Source organism: Devriesea agamarum, from assembly GCF_900070355.1.
In the GTDB taxonomy this organism is placed as follows: domain Bacteria; phylum Actinomycetota; class Actinomycetes; order Actinomycetales; family Dermabacteraceae; genus Devriesea; species Devriesea agamarum.
Window position 1 is genome coordinate 2,308,554 of the sequence record NZ_LN849456.1, and the last position, 19,489, is coordinate 2,328,042.

Below are 19,489 nucleotides of genomic sequence, written 5' to 3' on the forward strand. Positions count from 1 at the left end.
TTCACTGTGCTTCACGCCGTGGGGAGGAGAGACGCGATGACCTCTGCGCAAGACCAGGTGGGCGCCGCCTCGCCGGATCGCCATGATGAACCATCGGCGCCTGATATTTCGACCGTTGGCTCGTATGCTGGTTCGTGTGGGGAACGTGAACCTGAGGATGTGCCCGCGGCGGTAGCCCAGGTGATGGCGGCTCAACGCGAGGCTTTTGAGGTGGGGTGCACGGCATCGCTTGTTGCTCGCCGCAACGCATTAATCGCCTTGCGCACGGCTGTCCTCGAGGAGACCCCTGCGATCTGCCGGGCTCTGCACGAGGACCTCGGGAAGTCAGCCGATGAGGCCCGGGTGACGGAAATTTCTCTGGTTGTGTCCGAGATTGACCATATGCTGAAGCATTTTGTGCGCTGGCTGAACCCGCAGCGGTTGCCGTTACCGCTGTCCTTGCGACCGGCAACGGCTCGGCTCTGGCGGGAACCGCTCGGGGTGTGCCTTGTGATCGCGCCCTGGAACTATCCGGTGCAGTTAGCGCTAGCCCCGCTGGTTGCGGCTATCGCGGGAGGAAACAGTGCGGTGCTGGCGCCCAGTGAGCTCGCCCCCGCCACGTCCCGCGTGCTTCACCGGATTGTGTCCTCGCGGTTACCCACCGGGTTTTGCCGGGTGATTGAGGGCGGCGCCGACGTGAAGAAAGAACTTTTGCGTCACCGTTTCGACCATATTTTCTACACCGGTGGGGCCCGCGTGGGCCGGATCGTGGCGCGGGCAGCAGCCGAACATCTGAGCCCGGTCACGCTCGAACTTGGCGGAAAATCTCCGGTGTATGTGGGCGATGACCTTCGACAGACCGAACTAGAAGTTGCTGCACGCCACATCGCGTGGGGAAAGTTTACGAATGCGGGGCAGACCTGCGTCGCCCCCGACTATGTCATGGCATCCCCGGCGATGCTTGAGCGTCTGGTGCCCGCTCTGCGCTGCGCCATCACCGCCATGTACGGTGAAAACCCGGCCACCTCCCCGGACTATGGACGGATTATCTCGGCTGAGCACCACCGTAGGCTCGTGGGGCTGCTGAACCCGGATCGGATCGTGCACGGGGGACAGCACGAGAGCACGACCCGCTACCTCGCACCCACCGTGATGGCCCCGGTGACCTGGGACGACGATGTGATGGCGGACGAAATCTTTGGGCCGATCCTCCCGCTGGTTGCGGTGGATGGTCCCGCAGCGGCGATTCATGCCATCCGATCCCGCGACAAACCACTGACGATATATGTCTTTACCCGCGATAAGACCGCGCGGACCCTGCTGACCAGGCACACCTCGTCTGGTTCCGTGGTGATGGGGATGACCCTGGCTCATCTCGCTGCGCCCGCGGTGCCGTTCGGCGGGGTGGGGGAGTCCGGGTACGGCGCCTACCACGGACGCACGGGGTTAGAGACGTTCACCCACGCCAAGCCGGTGGTGGTTAAACCGCTCCTGCCAGACACTCTTGCTCTGGGTCGTCCGCCAATTCGCCCGGCTGCCCGTGCCGCTTTGAAAGCGCTCGGTGTGGTGCGCGGACGAGATACCCCGCTCGATTAACGCGAACAGGCACATCGGCACACCGCGGTATACCATCCGCTGACCACGTGAAATGCCGGTCCATCTGACCCACACCGTCATATAGAGTCATCCAACGCCGCGTTCGATGACGGGTGCACAAGCACCTCATTAACGTCGCGGTTATGTGCCCCAATCCTTTACCGCAACCACCGCCCACAGCCCCCGCGCTCGGGCCATCCCGGGTTCGCAGGCCGGCCGTCAGCTACGAGCTGTTCCCTGCTCGCGGCGATCAGAGTTTTGACAAGCTTCGCCACACCGTCGCCGAACTGGAAGCCACTGCCCCGGACTATGTGTCGGTCACCTGCGCATCGGGCCGAACCAATTTGAATCGGATGATTGAACTGGTCGACCATCTGCTGTGGCGCACCCGGCTACGGCCACTGGTGCATCTGACCTGCGTCGGATCGACGCCGCAGGCGTTAGAACAGGTTGTGCGCGACCTGCTTGGACGCGGAGTGCGTGGCATTCTCGCCCTGCGCGGAGACACCCCTTCTGGTTACAGCCCTGACGAGGACGAGTTTCCGTTCGCCCGCTACCTCGTGGAACTCATTCGCCGCGTGGAACGCGAAGAGACCGCAGCTCTTGCGGCTGGGCGCCTCGCGGTGGGAGTTGCTGCGTACGCACAGAAACATCCCGAATCTCCATCGCTTCGCCACGACGTGGAAGTACTCCTGAGCAAAGAACGCTCCGGCGCTGACTTCGCAATCACACAAGTGTTCTTCAACCCGTTGGAGTACACCAACTTGGTCAGCAGGGCGCGCCGTGCCGGTGTCACCATTCCGATCATTCCCGGCTTCGTGCCAATGACCTCGGTGCGCAGACTCACCCGCCTAGCAGAACTGTCCGGGGTGCACTGCCCTGACCAGCATCTTCATGCGCTTGAGGTGGCAACCAGTGACGCGCAGCGCCGCAGGATCGGAGTGCGCGCCACGGTGGAACTGGCTCGGGCGGCGCTCGATGCCGGAGCACCCGGTATCCATCTCTTCACGTTTAACGAGCACGCCGACGCGCTCGATGTGCTCGACCAGCTCGACCTCAGCCGGTATCGCGCTCCGGCGCTCGCCGTGTAGACCGCCCACCGTTTCACCTGCGCCGTCAATCCTGTCGCCTCGGCTTGTTCTGCCATCCCGGATCGTCCTGCCGTGTGGATCGCTACCCGCGGCCCTCGCCCAACTCACCCTCACTCATCCACCCGCCCCTCGACATCAACACCATCACTCTTGGAGGACCCATGCCCGCGAACCCATTGCGCACCACCGCTGCCGACCGGCTGTCGTCCCCACCTCGTTTCCCTGCTGCGAGCATCATCGGGTATCCGCGGATAGGCCGTGACCGCGAGCTGAAAAAAGCCGAGGAAGCGTATTGGGCTGGGAGCATCGACCAGGCCGCATTAGAGGACGAAGCCCGTCGTGTCCGCGCTGCTACCCGGATTCGTCTAGCTGAACTGGGACTGGATGAGCCGTCAGCCCGTCCAGACACATTTAGTTTTTACGACCAGGTGCTTGATGTGGCCGTCACTGTCGGTGCTATTTCTGCCCGGTTTGGAAACATTGCTCATCCCTCGCATCCGATCGACCTCAATGATTACTTCACGCTTGCCCGCGGACACGCCACCCAGGTGCCGTTGGAAATGACCAAATGGTTCGACTCCAACTATCACTACCTGGTGCCTGAAATTGGGCCTTCCACCGCGCTGCGACTGGCATCGCGCCGACTCATCGATCAGGTGCGAGAAGCCGCTGCCGACGGCGACATTGTGCGGCCAGTGCTGGTGGGACCGGTGACATTCCTCCTGCTCGCGAAGCCTGAGCCGGGAGCACCCGCGGGCTTTGATCCGCTGGATCGCTTGGATGATCTGGTGGGGGTATATGCCGAATTGCTGTCCGAACTGCGCGCCGCCGGAGCGCAGTGGGTGCAGCTGGATGAACCGGGGTTGGTAGCCGATCAGCGAATTGATTCCACCCAGCTCGCCGATGCCATCGCTCGTGCTGAAGGACGTTTAGCTGCTCTCGCCTCCCGGCCGGCGCTGTTTGTGACCACTCCCTACGGCGACCTCGGCTCTCTGCTGCCGGCCCTGCTTGCCACCGGGGTGGAGGCCGTGCACCTTGACCTCGTCCGCGGCGCATTGCCATCGGTGAAGGACCTGTCCGGTCTCGGCTCGACCCAGCTCGTGGCCGGGGTGGTTGATGGACACAATGTGTGGCGCACTGATCTTGGCACCGCTGCCGCGAAACTCGCTGCGTTGGGTGAGCTGGTGACTGAGGTTGGCGGCGATGCGTCCGCTGTATCAGTCTCCACCTCCACGTCGTTACTGCACGTACCCCACGACGTCACCCGGGAAACCAGCCTGCCCGACCACCTGGTGCGCGCACTCGCCTTCGCCGACCAGAAAGTGCAGGAAGTGCTCGCCCTGGCACAAGGCCACACCCATGACGGCTTGGCGATTACTGTCGGCCGGGTTGATGGCCCACAGTCGGTGGCGCGCACCGGTCACGGAGTTAGCCGCGAGGATGTGAGGGCGCGAGTGGCTGCGCTCACCGACGCCGACCGCACTCGTACCGCGTACGCCGACCGGGCAGGTGTGCAGCGTGAAACCCACCAGCTGCCTCTGCTGCCCACGACCACAATTGGCTCCTTCCCGCAGACCCGCGACGTGCGCCAAGCTCGTTCCGGTGTGCGGTCGGGGCGGATCACTCAGGACGAGTACACCCGGATCATGAGGGACGAAATCCGTCGGGTGATCGATGTGCAGGAGTCCATCGGACTAGATGTGCTGGTGCATGGGGAGCCGGAACGCAACGACATGGTGCAGTATTTCGCCGAACACCTAGATGGCTTTGCCACCACCATTCATGGCTGGGTGCAAAGCTACGGATCGCGCTGCACCAGGCCATCCATCCTGTGGGGAGATGTCACACGGCCCGCGCCGATCACCGTGGAATGGTCGGCGTACGCGCAGTCGCTCAGCGCGCGTCCGGTTAAAGGCATGCTGACCGGTCCGGTCACGATCCTGGCCTGGTCCTTCGTGCGCGACGACCAACCCCTCGGCGAGACCGCAGACCAGGTGGCATTGGCACTGCGGGATGAAATAGCAGATCTTGAAACGGCCGGTATCGGCATCATCCAGGTCGACGAACCGGCGCTGCGCGAACTGCTGCCACTGCGCGGGGCCGACCAGGGCGAGTATCTGCGCTGGTCTGTCGGCTCGTTCCGGCTCGCTACGGCGGGGGCGCAAGATTCCACGCAGATTCATACCCATTTGTGCTACAGCGAGTTCGGCGAGGTGATCGATGCTATTGACGCCCTCGATGCCGATGTCACCAGCATTGAATCTGCCCGCTCCAAAATGGAGATTCTCAGTGCGCTGGATACGTGCGACTTTGCCCGTGGGATTGGTCCAGGCGTGTGGGACATTCACTCCCCGCGGGTGCCATCCGCTGAGGAAATAAGTGATTTGCTTCGCTCAGCGCTGCGACATGTTCCCGCGGATCGACTGTGGGTTAACCCGGACTGCGGTTTGAAAACCCGCGGCTACCTGGAAACGGAGGCAAGCCTCATTAATCTGGTGTCCGCTACTCGCCAGGTTCGCGAGCACATTGTCCCGGGGTTGGTCGGTGTAGGGTAATGGCGGAAACTTCGGAAACACTGTGACACGGAAGTCGGATCCGAGGTTTCTCGATCCCATTTCCCGCAGTGTCCCGAAGGGGGAGCCAGGATGCCCGAGCCATATGAATACGGTGGCGAACACTCGAAGAAGGGCCAAGGGGGTGAAGCGTCACCCCCGCCAGGTCCTCCGCCCGCTGCTGGCGGTCCGGCCCCAACCCATCGCGCACCAGTAGGAGGCCCAGGCCAGGGCAGCGGCCCGGTCCCGCCGACTCCTCCGGCTGGACCACAGGGGCCACCGGCTGGTCCGCAGGGCCCTGGTAACATGCCTGCCGCCGGTGCGCCGGGATCTGCCGTCATGCAGTCCCCCGGCGGGCACCCGGGCATGACCCCGCCCTCAGCGAATACCGGATTGGATTTCAGCCGGCTCGGTATCACCAACCCGCTTCCGTCGCTGGCCGTGACCGGGATTTCCTATCTGGTCACCCTGATCGTGTCCTTTGGGCTGGGGGTGATGGCGCTCTTCTTAACCGCCATGGCATTCTCCAGCTCAGGGCCACGGAGGGGCGCAGACTTTTCCAGCCTTCAAGAAACCTTCTCAGGTTTCGGGTTCGTCGTGCGCTCCGCATTCCAGTTCATCGCGCTCGCCTTCTTCGGTGAGGTGGGCATCAACAGCGTGGACGGGACCCAAGCCGGCGTGGTGATGGTGCCCTTCTTATTGCTCCTCATCAATGCGGGAATCATGGTGCTGGGCGGACGCTTTATTCAGCGTCGTCAGCCGAGCACCAGCCCGCTCGGGATCTGGGCACACTCTCTCCTGAGCGGCCTGGTGATGGCTATCGTGGTCGTCCTGTTCGCCTTTATGGCGGCGTTCAACGTGCCGGCAGGGCCCGGTTTTGCCGGGGGAGATTTCCATGGTGCCGGGGCGCGCAGCTTCTTCGGCGCGTTCATCATCACGACGCTGATGCTGGCATGCGGACGTTTCAGCGTGCGTCCGAATTCCGTATGGTGGATCCGCCTGCACGATGTGTGGGCCGCTATTCGCCTCGCGATTGGCCACACGGTGGTTTTCGTCATCCTCGCGGGCGTGTGGGGTTTCCTCTGCATCACCGTGGCGTCCCTCCTCGCGGGGGATGGACTTGGCTTCCTCGCGGTTTTGCTCATCGTCCCGGTGGTGTTGGGCCAGGTCATTGCGTTCGTCGCGGGGCTTGGAATGCTGTCCTCGGTTTCGCGAGAAGGCTCCTCGAACTTGATGTTTGGTGGCCAAACCAGCATCAGTGATTCCATGTCGATGTTCGGCATGCTGCCCTGGTACGTCTGGCTGGTGTGGATCCTGATTGGTCTGGCATTGCTTGTGCTGATGTCCATCGCCTGGGATCGCTACCGGCCCCGTCCGACTGACACGGTAGGTAACGTGGTGTCGTGGGCGGCTTTGCCCGTGGTGTACTTCGTCGGTTCGATTCTGCTGATGATGATTGGTGGCATTTCTGGTTATGCCTCCATGGGTCGCCTTGCAAACTTCAACATGTCGATCGGCTTGGCTGTGTGGACCCCGCTGCTCGGCATTGTGCTGGGCGCCATTATCGAAGGACTCTCCCGCGTGCTCGGCCCCTTGGCACAGGGCATCATCCCCGGTCGGATTGGGCGCCGTCTGCGTCCAGAAGCGGCTTTGGTGGCGGCAGCTGCTGCAACCGTGCCTGCGGGTGCCGGTGTTGCGGCCACGGGCGGTCCGGGTGCCGGAGTTCCCGGTACAGGTGGTCCTGAGCTGGGCGCTGCCCCGGCGGCTCAGCAGCCGATATCCGGCGCTCAGGCGCCCGGTGCTCAGACATTTGGCCCCCAGGTGTCCGGTGCGCAGGGGAATACCGCAACCGCGTCTGTGCTCCCGACGACCGAACGCAAGCCACTCTCACCGAAAGCCAAGAAGCGCCTCGTCCTCGGCAGTGTGATCGGTGGCGGAGTCTTGGTCGTGGCGGTCGCACTGCTGATCACGGTCAATGTGGTGGGCAGTATGTTCTCGCCGCGTCACACCGTCGAGTCGTACCTCGACGCGCTCAAAGATGGGCGGGTTGAGGAGGCGATGAAGATTGCTGACCCGCTTGTTGAGAAGGATAAAAAAGTTCTTCTGACTGATGAAGTTTACGGTCCAGCTAAAAAGAAGATCGACGGGTACACGATCGCCACGGTCGAGGATAAGGGCGATACCGCAACCGTGGATGTTCAGGTAACGCAAGATGGTAGGCCGGCGTGGGTGAAGTTTAATCTGCGCCGCTCCGGAACCGAATGGTTAGTGTTTCCTCGTTGGGCGTTAGACCGACAGGAAATTCCAAGTATTTCTGCCACCGTCCCCGAGGGGACTCAGAAGATCCTCGTGAACGGGAAAGCTGTCGATGTGAAAGGGTTAATTAAAGACGGATCGCTGTCGCTTCCGGTATTTCCCGGAGAATACACGGTGAGCATCCCTACGGATGGAAAACTTTTTGAGTCGAGCAACTCAAAAACCTGGGTCTCGGCCGACTACTTAGGGCAAGGTTTTTCAGTCGAGGCTAGAGATCTCAAGTTCTCCCTGACAGAAGCTGGGAAAAAAGAGCTCGACAAACAGGTGCGAGCCAAGATCGACAAATGTGCTCAATCTACTGAAACTAATCCTGTGGATTGCCCCTTGGAGGCATATGTTTACTTTGGTGAAAATCAGGAAAAGAAAGGCTCGTGGGCTATAGTCAGCTACCCGACCCTTGAGGTCGATGACTACCGTAATGGTCGTTGGCATTTCAGCACCGACTACTCGTCAGGTCGAGGGAAAGCCACCTTCAGCTATCAGAGAACTGGGTTTGACGGGACTCAAACGCAAGAGAAGCAAGATAGCACTTTCACTGTTGCTGGAGATGTGACGATAGCACCGGACAGCAAGAGCCTCCAGATTAAGTACTCCGACTACTGAGATCTGTCTGGATTCTGAAATCATTGTTGTCCATGTGAGCGATTAACGATTGAGCTCGGCCGCGACGAGAGGATACTTTCCTCCGTCATGGGCCGGGCTCAATTCTTGTGGTTGAAGGGTCGTCTCGGGTGTGTGGATGGGTGAAACGGGACTGTGCCCCGTGTGGGTGGGAACATGCGAGTGGGGTGGACCGGTGTGTGCGGGCTCTAACTGAATGCGGGAGGGTGTGGTGGGTTGGGGAGGATGTGACGACCTTGGGGTGTGTAAGTGGTGTGGTGACTCTGGCTGATAACACGGGTTGTGATGCTTTCCAGGTTGATAGCCCGGTGGATGCTGTGGGGTTGCGATCGTGGGTGCATGACTCAGGTGGTCGGCTGATCCGTGAGACTGGTCCGGAGGGGACCCGAACCTATACCTATGACTCCGCGGGGCAGCTCACCGCGGTTATGTATCCGGATGTGTCCTCGGCGCGGTTTGTGTGTGATGGGCTCGGACGACGGGTCCGGGAGACCGGTTCGGATGGGGTGGTGAGGGAGTATGGGTGAGATACCCGTAGCTATCTGAACACTGTGACTATGCGTGATGCGGAGGGGACGGCCCTTCGTGAGTGTCGGGTGCGGGTTGATGCTGTGGGTGAGCTCGCCGTGATCGGCAGCACCCCGGTGTGGTGGGATACCGCCAGCCCCTACCCGACACTAATGGGTGTTGGGGAGAGTCAGGTGCTCTCGGTTCCGGGTGTGGGCACGGGTGGTCTATCGATTGGTGGCTTGGAGTGGATGGATGCCCGGGCCTATGACCCGACAACGCGTGGCTTTTTGTCGATGGATCCGTTAGAACCCATCCTCGGATCAGACTGGGCAGGAAACCCGTACTCGTACGCGGGGAACAACCCGTTAAATATGGTGGACCCGACGGGGCTGCGCCCGTTAACGGATGCGGAGCTGAAGGAGTTTGACCGGTCCAGTCGGGGTCATTGGGAATGCTTCGCTGGCACCGCACTCGTTATAGCGGGCGTGGCGTTGATGTGTACCGGTTTCGGCGGTCCAATAGGCGTGGTGATCATCGGGGCTGTATTGGGAGCTATGACCTCTGCGGGTGCATGCGTTATTTCGCAAAAAGCCGTTGCCGGTGAGGTTGACTAGGGCCAGGTTGGTAAGGATGCTGTTGCTGGTGCGGTGAGTGGTGGTGCGACAGTGTTGGGCAAGGTTGCAGGCATAGCTGGACGTGGGAGTCGGATTGTGAAGCCTTTTGCGTAGCAGTGTGGTGCGTGGGTCCCTTGCTAATGGCTTTGGTGGGGCGGCGGGTAACGTCGCCGCGACAGCGCTTGATCCTAACGCTGATCACAGCCTTCAAGGGTATGCGAGTGCCGCGGGACGGGGTTTTGTGGTCAGTGGTGCGGGCTCTTTTGTGGCTGGTAAAGCCGGTCCGGCTTATGGGGCGCGTGTAGCAACCGAACATCCGGAGTTAAATAAGGTCGTATCTAAAATTGCGCGGCATGCTGCCCCAAGGAATGTTGCGGGTATTCTCGACGAACAGTTTGCTGATCGGACGATTGGGGCGGCGACTTCCATGGCGAATGTTCTTCTAGAACCAGGTGCTTCAGAAGCCAAAGCAGTATTAGAAGCAATAATTGAAGGGGCAGCTAATGGCGGTGGTGGCCCAACTTCGGGTCTTCACGCGAGGGCTTCGGTGCGAATGAGGAGTATGCATGGTCAAACGCAGTCTAGCGAAGAGTGCTAGATCACGGCAGGAGAGAATAAAGATCGGCTGCTGCACGGCACTGTACTATCACTGTTTGCTATTATCATTCTTTTTCTTTTCAATCTATTTTCTGATAAGGTTGACATTAAACAATAGTAATGTGAAGTAATTTCGGCTCACGGCACTCACGTGTCGTAGCTACTGATGAAGGATCAACCGCCTTTACCAGTACTCAGTATAGGCCAAAAACTGTGGGCCGATAGCAATCGGTAAAGGTTTAAATATAAAAGTATAAGGAGGAAGTTACGAAGCAATCTTACCTGAACGGGAATATTTATTTGACATATGCTAGTTTTCTCGAATTATTTGGATGAACATGATGTCGGAACATTCCTTCGCCGCAGTCTTATCTTGTGATAAATTGACGCCATAAAGATCGTACCGCAGATGCCGGTGATGGTAATTCAAAATATCAGTCCTGTGTATTTTTGTGTAAAGTATTTACATTAAGAATCCGAGTAGAGTGAGGAGCGTGCATGGCCGTGTGTAGTCGACCGAAAAATAAGCGGACGTGGTGGGATGCCGTTAAAACTTGGTTAACGTTTATCTTTTTGTTCTTGTGTTTAGTTTTTGATGCTACGTTTCTTGCGAGTCCTTACTTAGATACGCTGGGCATTCAGGAGTGGCTTTGCGAAGTGAAATCAACGTCAACATATATTAAAAATAAGGGGGGAAGTAAAAATAGTATAGGCTCGCCTGGGGTAGTCATATACACGAAGGAGTGCGGTCGAATCATATATTCCTGGGGTGTTAATGACAGCAATAGGGATAAGCTGGCAAGATCATTTAAGGTGGGGCATGAATATATTTTTGAAATTGGCTGGTTTTCTAGAGTTATCATGAAAAGTTTTCCCAATGGGATTCCGTCGGTGCAATCATATCGTTTGGCTAATGATGCTTAAATATTTACATGTATAAGGATATGAACTCCACCGTATGGAGGCTCAATGGCGGGTAAAGGTGCACCGGTGGCCTAGCATGAGCGTTTATGCAAAGTCTTGGATATCGGTAAAAGATTGCGCATGACCACGCGCAATCGGACGAAAACTACGAAGCTACTGCGAGAAGCTGCAAGCATTGGCTGATGCTAGGCGGCGGGTGTGCGGTGGTAGCTTTTATTGTGACGGGTTTTCCTAAAGAGGATGTTTGGGTATTTGGGTATTCAGCAGCGATATAGTGGCATAGTTCCTGTTCAGGGGCGAGGAACGCTCCGCTGGAGGCAGGGGATCCGTGACGCTTGTGAGTGTAGGCGTACACAATAAAAACCATGGATAAATATCTATTACCAGTAGCGTGGACCTTAGAATCCAGTACGAGGAGACGGACACCTGTATCTCCGAACATGAATACATTTTTGCGTTCGCTGGTAGCCCCAGGTCGTTATGCTGACGACGATGCCCAAGGCTGTCCCGTATGCACAGTCTTATCGTCTCGTGGAATAACGCAACTAAATAGTGGCTTCGTGGGTGCTTCGGATATCACCGCATGCTATCCCCGACGTAAACCCGAGCTGCTAGCTAGCTCAGCCTCCCGCGCTCCTTACCCTGCGCCATCACACTCCGCACCCTAACCCGCACCCGGCCCGTGCGGGTCTAAACCTGGTTCCCAGCACCGAGCGGGTCTATGCCATACGCAGGCGACTCGGGTTAGGGAAGACCCTCAGACCTGCTCAATACATCCTCTCCCGTATCCGCGTCGTCCGCGACCTCTGCCTGGGCCTCGGTTTTACGCACCCAAAGCGTGCACACCAACGCCCCCGTCATCAACACGGCGCCGAATGTGAAAGCCGTAGCCGCGCCATGTGCCACCGCCTGAGCCGCCGCAGCCCCATCGGCGATAAGCGCCGCGCTGCGGGTAGACATCACGGTGACGAACAGAGCGGTACCGGCAGCTGCCGCCACCTGCTGGGCCGTGCCCACCGTGGCAGAGCCATGACTGTAAAGGTGCGGTGGAAGGGACCCGAGCGCGGTAGAAAACAGAGGTGTGAAGGTCAGACCGAGCCCGAAACTCAACACCAAATGCCCGACCAGAATGCCCCACCAAGGCGTGGTTGCACTGATCATCGAAAAGCCCCACAGCACGGCCATGACCAGGCCGCATCCGGGGATCAGCAACGGCCGAGCACCGATCCGATCGTAAAGACGTCCGACGCTGGGTGCCAGCAATCCCATGAGCAGACCACCCGGAAGCAGCATCAGACCCACCTGCAATGTGTCCAGGCCCAGCGATGATTGCAGATAAATCGGCAGTAAAATTACGATCCCGAACAGGGCCGCCATAGCGAGCATCAATGTTGCGGTGGCGAACGAGAACGTGTGCCGAGTGAACGTCCGCAAATCCAGCAGTGCCCGGTCATGCTTTTGCAGCTGTAGCTGCCTGATAATGAACAGTACGAACGCAACCGCCCCAACAGCTGCCGGAATTGCGGCGGACGCAAGGCCAGACCCGGCACCGGATACGGTCTCTGCGCTGCCTGATGTTTCGTGCCCACCACCGAGTGAGGTCAAACCAAACACCAGGCCCCCAAAACCCAGCGCCGATAACACAATGGAGACGACATCAATACGTTGATGCCTGGTCTGGGAGACGTTCTCGATACGCCGCAGCCCCACGATCAACATCGCTATAGCGATGGGAAGCACCGCCAGGAACAAAAACCGCCACGGTAAAAATCGAAGAATCAGCCCGGACATCGTCGGCCCAATCGCAGGGGCCACGGAGATCACCACGGAAATGTTCCCCATCACCCGGCCCCGATGGTCAGCCGGGACCAGATCCATCACCGTGGTCATCAAAAGCGGCATCATGACGGCTGTGCCGCTGGCTTGCACTATCCGTCCGAACAGGAGCGGTGAAAACGACGGTGCAATCGCGCAAACCAGCGTGCCAAGACTGAAAAGACTCATGGCGAGCATGAACACCTGTCGCGTCGGAAACCTTTGCAGAAGAAATCCCGTGATCGGGATGATAACCGCCATGGTTAGCATGAACGCGGTCGCCAGCCATTGGACGGTCACCGCATCCACGTCCAGATCGTGCATCAGGTGGTTGAGGGCAACGGACAGGATGGTCTCGTTGAGGATGACAACGAAGGTGCTCACCATCAGTATCGCGATGACGAGCCGGTGTGCGCGGGGTTGAGTGGTGTTTTGCATCTGGTGAGTAGCCGGTTGTTCTTTCGGAAGGTGTGCTTGGTGTCTGTGTCGGTGTCGGTGTCGGTGTTTGTGTCCAGGTTTGTACCCGGGGGTGGGTCTGGGCTACACCTGGAGTGGTTGTGCTGACATGTCTGCGGGTGCCGTCGCCGCACAAGGGCGCCGGGCAAAGGGTCGGTGGAATACCCCTAGCAGGGGAGGCGCGACCTAGTCATCGGCTCAGGTATGCGTAGGCAGACTTGTGTCCGTTCAGAAGCGTTCATGCCGCTGGAAGCTACCAGCGTGAGGGGCTGCCCCGGCACAGGGCCGTTGCGGTAGGGAGTCTTTTGGGCGATGACTCGTTGGGGGATAGACCACTGAGTTGGATGGGGAATCGTCGATCACCGGAATAGGGTACGGAAGTTTGTGGCGGTAGGCGAGAGATTTTCCGATGTGTGTGTGACCACGATGTGTAGGCATCCGGTTGGGTGCGCGGAGGTGGCGGATGGGCCCCATTGTCGGCCGCTAGCTGTTTGGGTGGCTCGCGGACGCCACCCGACCCGGTGCGAGAGACTTAAAGTCCGGGAATAACTAAGACGGCGCAGGTGGCGATGATCAGGCCGGGACCGTAGGCAACGAATTGCGTTGATTCGCGGTGTCTTCGTTTCTGCCCTATAGCAACGCCAAGTGTGATGAGGCTGCCGCACCATAGGGCGAGGAAAGTTGCTGTGAGCGAAATGTAACCGGTATATAGCGAAAGACCCCCGGTTAAAATAACATCCCCAAAACCGAGGTTACCTCGCGATATTGCGAACAGGATATTGAACAGTACGAACACTGTTCCAGCCGTGATTAAGGCATAAATAATATGCATGGCGCTGTCGTGAAGCGAAGCAAAACTGAGCAAAAGTGCGCCCGCGACTATGAGGGCAATGTTCCAAGTGAATGGCAGTCGATGATATTTCCAGTCGGATACAGTAAGGCGGAATCCGATGATGATGAATGCCGCTAGAGCGGGCCATAGTTCAGGTTGAGTAAGAAACAATGTGCTCACCAGTTTCGTTGAAATGTTGCATGCCGGTTCTGGCTTTCACCGGGGGCCTTTGCCTTTGAGGGCATCGCTGCGCGGGCGGTGTATGACGTCGGTTGGTGGCTGTGGGTGGTGTTTGCTGGTTGGTGTTGGTGTTGGTGTTGGTGTTGGTGGGTGGGGTGGTTTAGGTGAGGGGTGTGGCGAGGGTGGTGTATTGGGTGATGAGGAGTTGTTTGGTGGTGGTGAGGGTGAGGGGGATGGTGCCGTGTTGGGTGGGGGTGGTCCAGGTGATGGTCCAGTGGGCGGTGGTGGTGATGGTGTAGGTGTGGTGGGGTTGGTGGGTGCTGGTGTGGGTGTAGGTGTGTCCGCAGGTGGGGGAGGGGTTGGTGCCGTGTCCGGGGTAGGGGGTTGTGGTGGTGCAGGTGAGGGTGGTGTTATCGCCGGTGGTGATGGTGAGGTGGGTGAGGTGGGCGGTGGCGGTGATGGTGGTGGTGTGGTTGGGGGTGGTGGCGGTGATGGTGAGGGGTCCGGTGGTGTGGGGGTTGGGTGTGGTCCAGAACCAGACGGGAAGGCCGACGGCTCCGGGGGTGTGGGGGTTGTCGGGGGTGGAGTGGAGGGTGGGTGGTTGGAGGTGCATGGTGTTGAGGATGGTGGTGGTGATGGTGGTGGGTGTGTGGGGTGGTGTGTTGGGTGTGGGTGTGGTTGGTGTGGTGGGGTGTGGGGCGTTGATGGTGGCGGTGAGGTTGGTGTGGGGGAAGTGGATGGTGTAGCCCTGGGTGGTGGGGGTGAGGGTTGTGGTGGGTGGTGTGGCGGGCACGGCGCTGGCGTGGGGGTGGCCACTGGTGTTAGCGGTGGGCGTGGTGGTCGTGGTTTCCGTGGCGCGGACCGTGACCGAACCTTTGTACTGCCCGCCGTAGTTATTCACCTCGATCGATTCGTTGTGATCCGCTCTAGCTGTTGCCGGATAGATTGCTAGGACAGATCCACACGTTATTAAGGTGGTAATTATTTTCCGAAGTGTTGCGCGCATGTTGTACCTTCCGGGTAGTAGCCCATTTCTTTGATCATCCAGGGGGATTTATCGTCTCGGCGAGTGAGCGTAAATCGTCCGACCCATTCCCCGATGCCGAGGTTTTTGATCTTCACGGGGTGACCGTCTTTGCTGGCTTTTTGGTCGCGGATGTTGTTGCAGAATTCGATGATGGAGGTGGTGCTGGTGGTGTTGATGGTGGTCCAGTCGGTGAGGTGTCGTGGCCCGGTGATGATGGCTCCGGTGGCTGCGTTGTCCTTATCTCCTTCTTCGCTTTTAGCGGCGACGTCAGGAACGAGGAATTCGTGGTTGTAGCGGAGGTCTTTCCAGCCGTGGGCGGCGGCTTGGTCGGCGGCATTGAAGAAGTTTTGGACGCGTTCTTTGGGGTTTTGTTGTGCGATGGGTTTTGGGGTGGGAGAGGCTGTTGTGGTGTGGGTTGGGGTGGGTGGTGGGGTGTGTGAGGCGCAGGCCGTGGTCAGGGCGAGGCTGAGCAGAGCCAAGGTGAGGGTGGCGGTGCGACGCATAACGGAGGTCATAGCGTGTCCTTACTGTGATGTGGTGGGGGTGTCATTCGACGTCTGCGGCCAACTTGGTGGGTAAGACGTTTGGTTGCCGCGGAGAGCTCAAAGTTGTGCTGTGTGGCGGATGCGAGAAGTTCCTCGGCGTGATGGCGATGCAACTCCGGGTTATCTCGGGTGGCGAGGAGCCTAAGCTGCCAGAGCATTTCGATGAGCGGGTCGGTGCGCAGACCGTGCTCAACGGCCCACAATGCGGTGGTGGTATCGCCGACATCGAGTGCTCGCTGCGCGAGTTCATGCGCGATATCTGCCGCATCTTGAATCATGACGGCACGGGCGGGTGCGGCCCAGGCGTATCTGCCTGCACCGTCCCACGCGCACGGCTGTCCACGGACAAGACGAAGTGCGTCGGCCAGATGTTCCGCGGGGACTTCGCCGCGGATATTTGCAATGCGGTGAAGACGGGCCCAGTCGCTGGTCACGTCCTCGCTGAAGTGAACTGGGGCGGTGTCACTATCGGGGAGGTCAAGATAGGCGTGCCCGTCATCGTTCATGCCAAACCATCGGCGCACTTGGGATAGTGCTCTCATCCGCGCGCTTCGCGTCACGGTTTGGCCGGGCCACAGGTCAGCACACAGCTCGGTGCAGGGAGCGTCTGGGAACAGGTGGAGGTAGATTGCGACCTCGACGGTTTCGGCCATAGCTGCTGGATCGACCGCTCCGCGCGCGTTCTGAACGGCAGGCGTTCCGTAACATCTCAGAAATGGAGCGGTCGGCGGGTGGCTGGGCCTATCGTGAAGGTCCTCGGCCCTGAGAAGCTGCTCGCTTCGCTTAGGCAGGGCAAGAACCTGGATGGGGCTGCCGCTGATTCCGGGGGTATAGCTGTTGGTGTTGGTGTTGGTGTTGGTGCTAGTGCCGGTGTCGGCTTTGGCGTGCGGGTGTGGCGGTCGCGCCGATGCTGGCGCCTGCGGTGAGATCAATGTCGGACGGTCGTCTACAACGGGCAGTGGTCTGAGCGCGGTGGCATCCGCAGCTCGTTCGGTCACCGACGACGCGGCGAGGGCATCGAGAAGATGGGAGGCGTCCTCCTCGCATACACAATGAGGTACGACGCTCACCGCAATCGGGTCCAAAATGGCCGCTTGATCAGAGTAAATATTCAGCGTCCACGGCGAGGGTAAATGATCGTCGGATAGGGCTTCACTATGGTGATCGAGGCGGTTGTTGTTGTCGGTGACGATCACGGTGCTCACCAGATCGGGAAAAGCCCGAATCAGGTTGATCAGGCGCTGACGGTCGGTCGCGGAGAGATCAGGCCCGATCACGACGAGCTCGGGTGGCCACAGCTCATTAGTGACGCCGTCGAGTCTGGCTCTGGATGCACTGGAATAACCGTGCTGAGCCAACGCGCTGCGCCGACGCACGAGCTTGTGCTCCAGCTCACGACACCGTGAAGGCACATCCGGTGTGCAATGAACCTGCCCTGGATCAAACGCTCGATCGATATCCTCGCCTAGTCCTATGACGGTGATCAGCAGATCAGATGCCCACGGACTGGTGGCGCAAAACAAAATCATTGCCCGCAGCACCGACCGGGCATCGCCATCGCGCGCAGTGACACCGAGATTGGCGAGATGTTCCAGGTTCACCAGAAAAGGTTCACCGTGGTCTTCACCCAGTGGAAGCAAGAGGGGATAGGGGAAAGGAGCTGGTGAGTCCAGGTCATCACCCAATGGGAATGCTGCGGGGAGTCGCCAGCACGACCCCTCCGAGGTGGGTTCAAAGGGGGCCGGGAGAACCGCCGCGGAAGCAAAGCGAAACTCGAGATACTCCTCGGTGCACCTCATGAAAACCAGATCGGGTAGGTACCCGCGCATGTCCGCGTTGACGGCTACTACCTTTCGTACAGCCCTGCTGATGCGTGTGGTCAGTTCGGGGTTGGTTCGACGGATCAGATGCCGTTCATCCTCGGCAAGGCGCTGGATCAGACCCGGTATAGCCTCGCGGGCACTGCGTTGGCGCTGAGCACGCAGGCGGCGGGCGGCGAGGAGCCCGATAATGCTGGTTGCAGCGATCACCCCGAGCCCGCCCCAGGGGGCAGATGTGCCGAGGCTCGACCATAGAGACGACTCGTCGTGAGGTTCGGCAGCGTTATAGGTGGGGCCGGCAGCGTTGTTGGTGGGTCCGGTTGTGTTGGCAGGCCCGGCTTTGTTGGTGATGCCGGCAGCGTTGTCGGTAGGTCTGGTCGTGCTGTTGGCGGGGCCGGAAGTGTCGATTGACGCGGCGGTTCCGCTGAAGGGGGCAGTGCCGGCAGATCCGCTGCCCTGTGCGTCTTCGGAGGGTCTTTCGGCTGGGCTGACGGGGCTAGCTGGTGCGGCTGGTCTGGCGGCGTCAGCCGATGTGCTTTGTTCGGTGGTGTCAGCGCGTCCGCGGGTATCGACGGGAGCGTCCGGGTCCACGGGAGCTGGTGCGCTCAGTGGGTGCGGCGGTTTAGCTGTCTGCTGAGCAACAGCCGCCGGACCGTGCGGATCGCTTTGGGTTTGTGCACTATCCCGCCCAGCGTGCGGAGGATGCGGTCGGGGTTCCAATCGGTGCGGAGTACGAGGCGAAGCGTACGGTTGTTGACCCGGCGCGTCGGGCCGATGCACCGATTTAGTCGCTGCATCGGGGGTGGTGTTCGGAATGGTCAACGTCCATCCGTCGACGATGAGATTCGGGTCGCTGAGCGCACGCCCGTCAAACTGGCGCACTCCAGCATTCGCGGTGAAAATCTGATGCCAGCGGTGTGCGTCCCCGTAGTACTTTTTGGCGTAACCGGACAGTGTGTCATGAGGTCCGACGGTCACCACGACCGGTTGAGCGGCGGGTAGGCGCAGGGTCCATCCCGGAGTAAGCCAGGCGTTGGGGCCCGGTTCCAGAGCGTCGCCGTCTGGCTGGGTGACTCCGCTGTTCAGCTCGGAGATCTCCCGCCACCGGCTCCCATTACCGAGGTGGGTGTTCGCAAGCGACCACAGGGTATCCCCTGATCGGACGGTGACACTCTGGGTCGGAGAGTCGTGATCACCCCCAAGATGGGAGACGATCTCCGAACGTTGGCGCTGTAGCTTTTCGGCCTGCGCGTCTCTGGTGGCCGCGGCATAGGCAGGCGATGTGGATTGCTGATCGTGGGCGGGTGGCTGGACATCCACAGTGGGTGGCTGGACATCCGTACTGGGTGGCTGGATATCCGTACTGGGTGGCTCGGCATCCGCATTGGGCGGCTTATTAGCCACGGATGGCTGGTAGGCCGCTGAGACCGATTGATAAGACTCCGTAAGAGATGCGCCCGGATACGGGCCGACCAGATGTCCTCCGGGGGCGGTGGCCGCAGTCGCCATTGTTTGCGCCTCGGACGTCCCGGAGGCGAGTGGCGCGGATGCCACGCGGTCGGGTACCGGGGAGCTGTCGGAGAGGGCTATGCTGGCCCCGCGCAGAAGAACGGGAGCTCCAAAACCACTGATCACAGCGGTAATCAGCAAAGTGGCGGCACCCTGCTGCACCGTCAGCGCGCGGATGTGGGGAATACGTACCCCTTTGGCTCTGGCGACCAGGTCGAGTCCGACGGAGACCACGAACGTGCCCCAGGCGATCCATCCGATCCACACCACAGCGCCCAGAGCGATATTAAGGGTGTTCGTCGAGGTCGCCAGCGTTGAGAACTCATCCAGCGTTGGCAGACGGGATGGGAAGGGGTTGCCGTAACACAGCACAAGCGCGGAGGGGATTCCGCCGACGAGCACCCCCAATATGCCCAGGGCGACCAGGGCCTTGGCGGCTTTCACGACAGAAAACCTCGGGTGCGCGGTTACGGCGGGGACAGTGGTTCGGGCTGAGGTTGTCATG

Annotated in this window: 12 protein-coding genes; 7 read left to right on the forward strand and 5 right to left on the reverse strand. The window is 59.8% G+C overall.

Annotated features, from left to right (window positions below; genetic code table 11):
- Positions 1 to 36 precede the first annotated feature (36 nt).
- The 7 genes from BN1724_RS09760 to BN1724_RS12970 all read left to right on the forward strand — a co-directional run bounded on the left by BN1724_RS09760 (position 37) and on the right by BN1724_RS12970 (position 10,800).
- Positions 37 to 1,575, forward strand: coding sequence for an aldehyde dehydrogenase family protein (locus BN1724_RS09760; protein WP_084252958.1), 1,539 nt, complete (start codon positions 37 to 39; stop codon positions 1,573 to 1,575).
- A gap of 143 nt (positions 1,576 to 1,718) precedes the next feature.
- The gene (locus BN1724_RS09765; protein WP_067635273.1) at positions 1,719 to 2,666 is read left to right on the forward strand and encodes a methylenetetrahydrofolate reductase; all 948 of its coding nucleotides are present in this window, start codon (positions 1,719 to 1,721) and stop codon (positions 2,664 to 2,666) included.
- Between the two features lie 161 nt (positions 2,667 to 2,827).
- The gene (gene metE, locus BN1724_RS09770) at positions 2,828 to 5,221 is read left to right on the forward strand and encodes a 5-methyltetrahydropteroyltriglutamate--homocysteine S-methyltransferase (RefSeq protein WP_058235205.1); all 2,394 of its coding nucleotides are present in this window, start codon (positions 2,828 to 2,830) and stop codon (positions 5,219 to 5,221) included.
- Between the two features lie 90 nt (positions 5,222 to 5,311).
- Positions 5,312 to 8,137 carry a hypothetical protein gene (locus BN1724_RS09775; RefSeq protein WP_084252959.1) on the forward strand — a complete coding sequence of 942 codons (2,826 nt, stop codon included), beginning with the start codon at positions 5,312 to 5,314 and terminating at the stop codon, positions 8,135 to 8,137.
- 197 nt (positions 8,138 to 8,334) lie between these two features.
- Positions 8,335 to 8,682, forward strand: coding sequence for an RHS repeat domain-containing protein (locus BN1724_RS12675; RefSeq protein ID WP_172797111.1), 348 nt, complete (start codon positions 8,335 to 8,337; stop codon positions 8,680 to 8,682).
- Between the two features lie 30 nt (positions 8,683 to 8,712).
- The gene (locus tag BN1724_RS09785) at positions 8,713 to 9,279 is read left to right on the forward strand and encodes an RHS repeat-associated core domain-containing protein (protein WP_157085854.1); all 567 of its coding nucleotides are present in this window, start codon (positions 8,713 to 8,715) and stop codon (positions 9,277 to 9,279) included.
- 1,095 nt (positions 9,280 to 10,374) lie between these two features.
- Positions 10,375 to 10,800: a hypothetical protein gene (locus tag BN1724_RS12970; protein WP_157085855.1), complete on the forward strand. Its 426-nt coding sequence runs from the start codon at positions 10,375 to 10,377 to the stop codon at positions 10,798 to 10,800.
- Between the two features lie 744 nt (positions 10,801 to 11,544).
- Here the strand turns inward: BN1724_RS12970 and BN1724_RS09790 are convergent.
- The 5 genes from BN1724_RS09790 to BN1724_RS09810 all read right to left on the reverse strand — a co-directional run bounded on the left by BN1724_RS09790 (position 11,545) and on the right by BN1724_RS09810 (position 19,488).
- Positions 11,545 to 13,053 carry a DHA2 family efflux MFS transporter permease subunit gene (locus tag BN1724_RS09790; protein WP_084252962.1) on the reverse strand — a complete coding sequence of 503 codons (1,509 nt, stop codon included), beginning with the start codon at positions 13,051 to 13,053 and terminating at the stop codon, positions 11,545 to 11,547.
- 550 nt (positions 13,054 to 13,603) lie between these two features.
- The gene (locus tag BN1724_RS09795; protein ID WP_058235209.1) at positions 13,604 to 14,083 is read right to left on the reverse strand and encodes a prepilin peptidase; all 480 of its coding nucleotides are present in this window, start codon (positions 14,081 to 14,083) and stop codon (positions 13,604 to 13,606) included.
- Positions 14,084 to 14,243: 160 nt separating this feature from the next.
- Positions 14,244 to 14,984 carry a hypothetical protein gene (locus BN1724_RS13445; protein WP_058235210.1) on the reverse strand — a complete coding sequence of 247 codons (741 nt, stop codon included), beginning with the start codon at positions 14,982 to 14,984 and terminating at the stop codon, positions 14,244 to 14,246.
- 80 nt (positions 14,985 to 15,064) lie between these two features.
- The gene (locus BN1724_RS09805) at positions 15,065 to 15,625 is read right to left on the reverse strand and encodes a hypothetical protein (protein ID WP_058235211.1); all 561 of its coding nucleotides are present in this window, start codon (positions 15,623 to 15,625) and stop codon (positions 15,065 to 15,067) included.
- A complete protein-coding gene (locus tag BN1724_RS09810; RefSeq protein WP_058235212.1) occupies positions 15,622 to 19,488 on the reverse strand; it encodes a LysM peptidoglycan-binding domain-containing protein in 3,867 nt (1,288 codons plus the stop codon). The genes BN1724_RS09805 and BN1724_RS09810 overlap by 4 nt, the downstream gene beginning before the upstream one ends.
- Position 19,489 lies beyond the last annotated feature (1 nt).

Excerpts from the sequence above, each read along its gene's own strand:
- BN1724_RS09785 (WP_157085854.1), top strand. The coding sequence starts at position 8,713 with ATGCGTGATGCGGAGGGGACGGCCCTTCGTGAGTGTCGGGTGCGGGTT.
- BN1724_RS09775 (WP_084252959.1), top strand. The coding sequence starts at position 5,312 with ATGCCCGAGCCATATGAATACGGTGGCGAACACTCGAAGAAGGGCCAA.
- BN1724_RS09765 (WP_067635273.1), top strand. The coding sequence starts at position 1,719 with ATGTGCCCCAATCCTTTACCGCAACCACCGCCCACAGCCCCCGCGCTC.
- BN1724_RS09790 (WP_084252962.1), bottom strand. The coding sequence starts at position 13,053 with ATGCAAAACACCACTCAACCCCGCGCACACCGGCTCGTCATCGCGATA.
- BN1724_RS09810 (WP_058235212.1), bottom strand. The coding sequence starts at position 19,488 with ATGACAACCTCAGCCCGAACCACTGTCCCCGCCGTAACCGCGCACCCG.
- BN1724_RS12970 (WP_157085855.1), top strand. The coding sequence starts at position 10,375 with ATGGCCGTGTGTAGTCGACCGAAAAATAAGCGGACGTGGTGGGATGCC.
- metE (WP_058235205.1), top strand. The coding sequence starts at position 2,828 with ATGCCCGCGAACCCATTGCGCACCACCGCTGCCGACCGGCTGTCGTCC.
- BN1724_RS09760 (WP_084252958.1), top strand. The coding sequence starts at position 37 with ATGACCTCTGCGCAAGACCAGGTGGGCGCCGCCTCGCCGGATCGCCAT.
- BN1724_RS09805 (WP_058235211.1), bottom strand. The coding sequence starts at position 15,625 with ATGACCTCCGTTATGCGTCGCACCGCCACCCTCACCTTGGCTCTGCTC.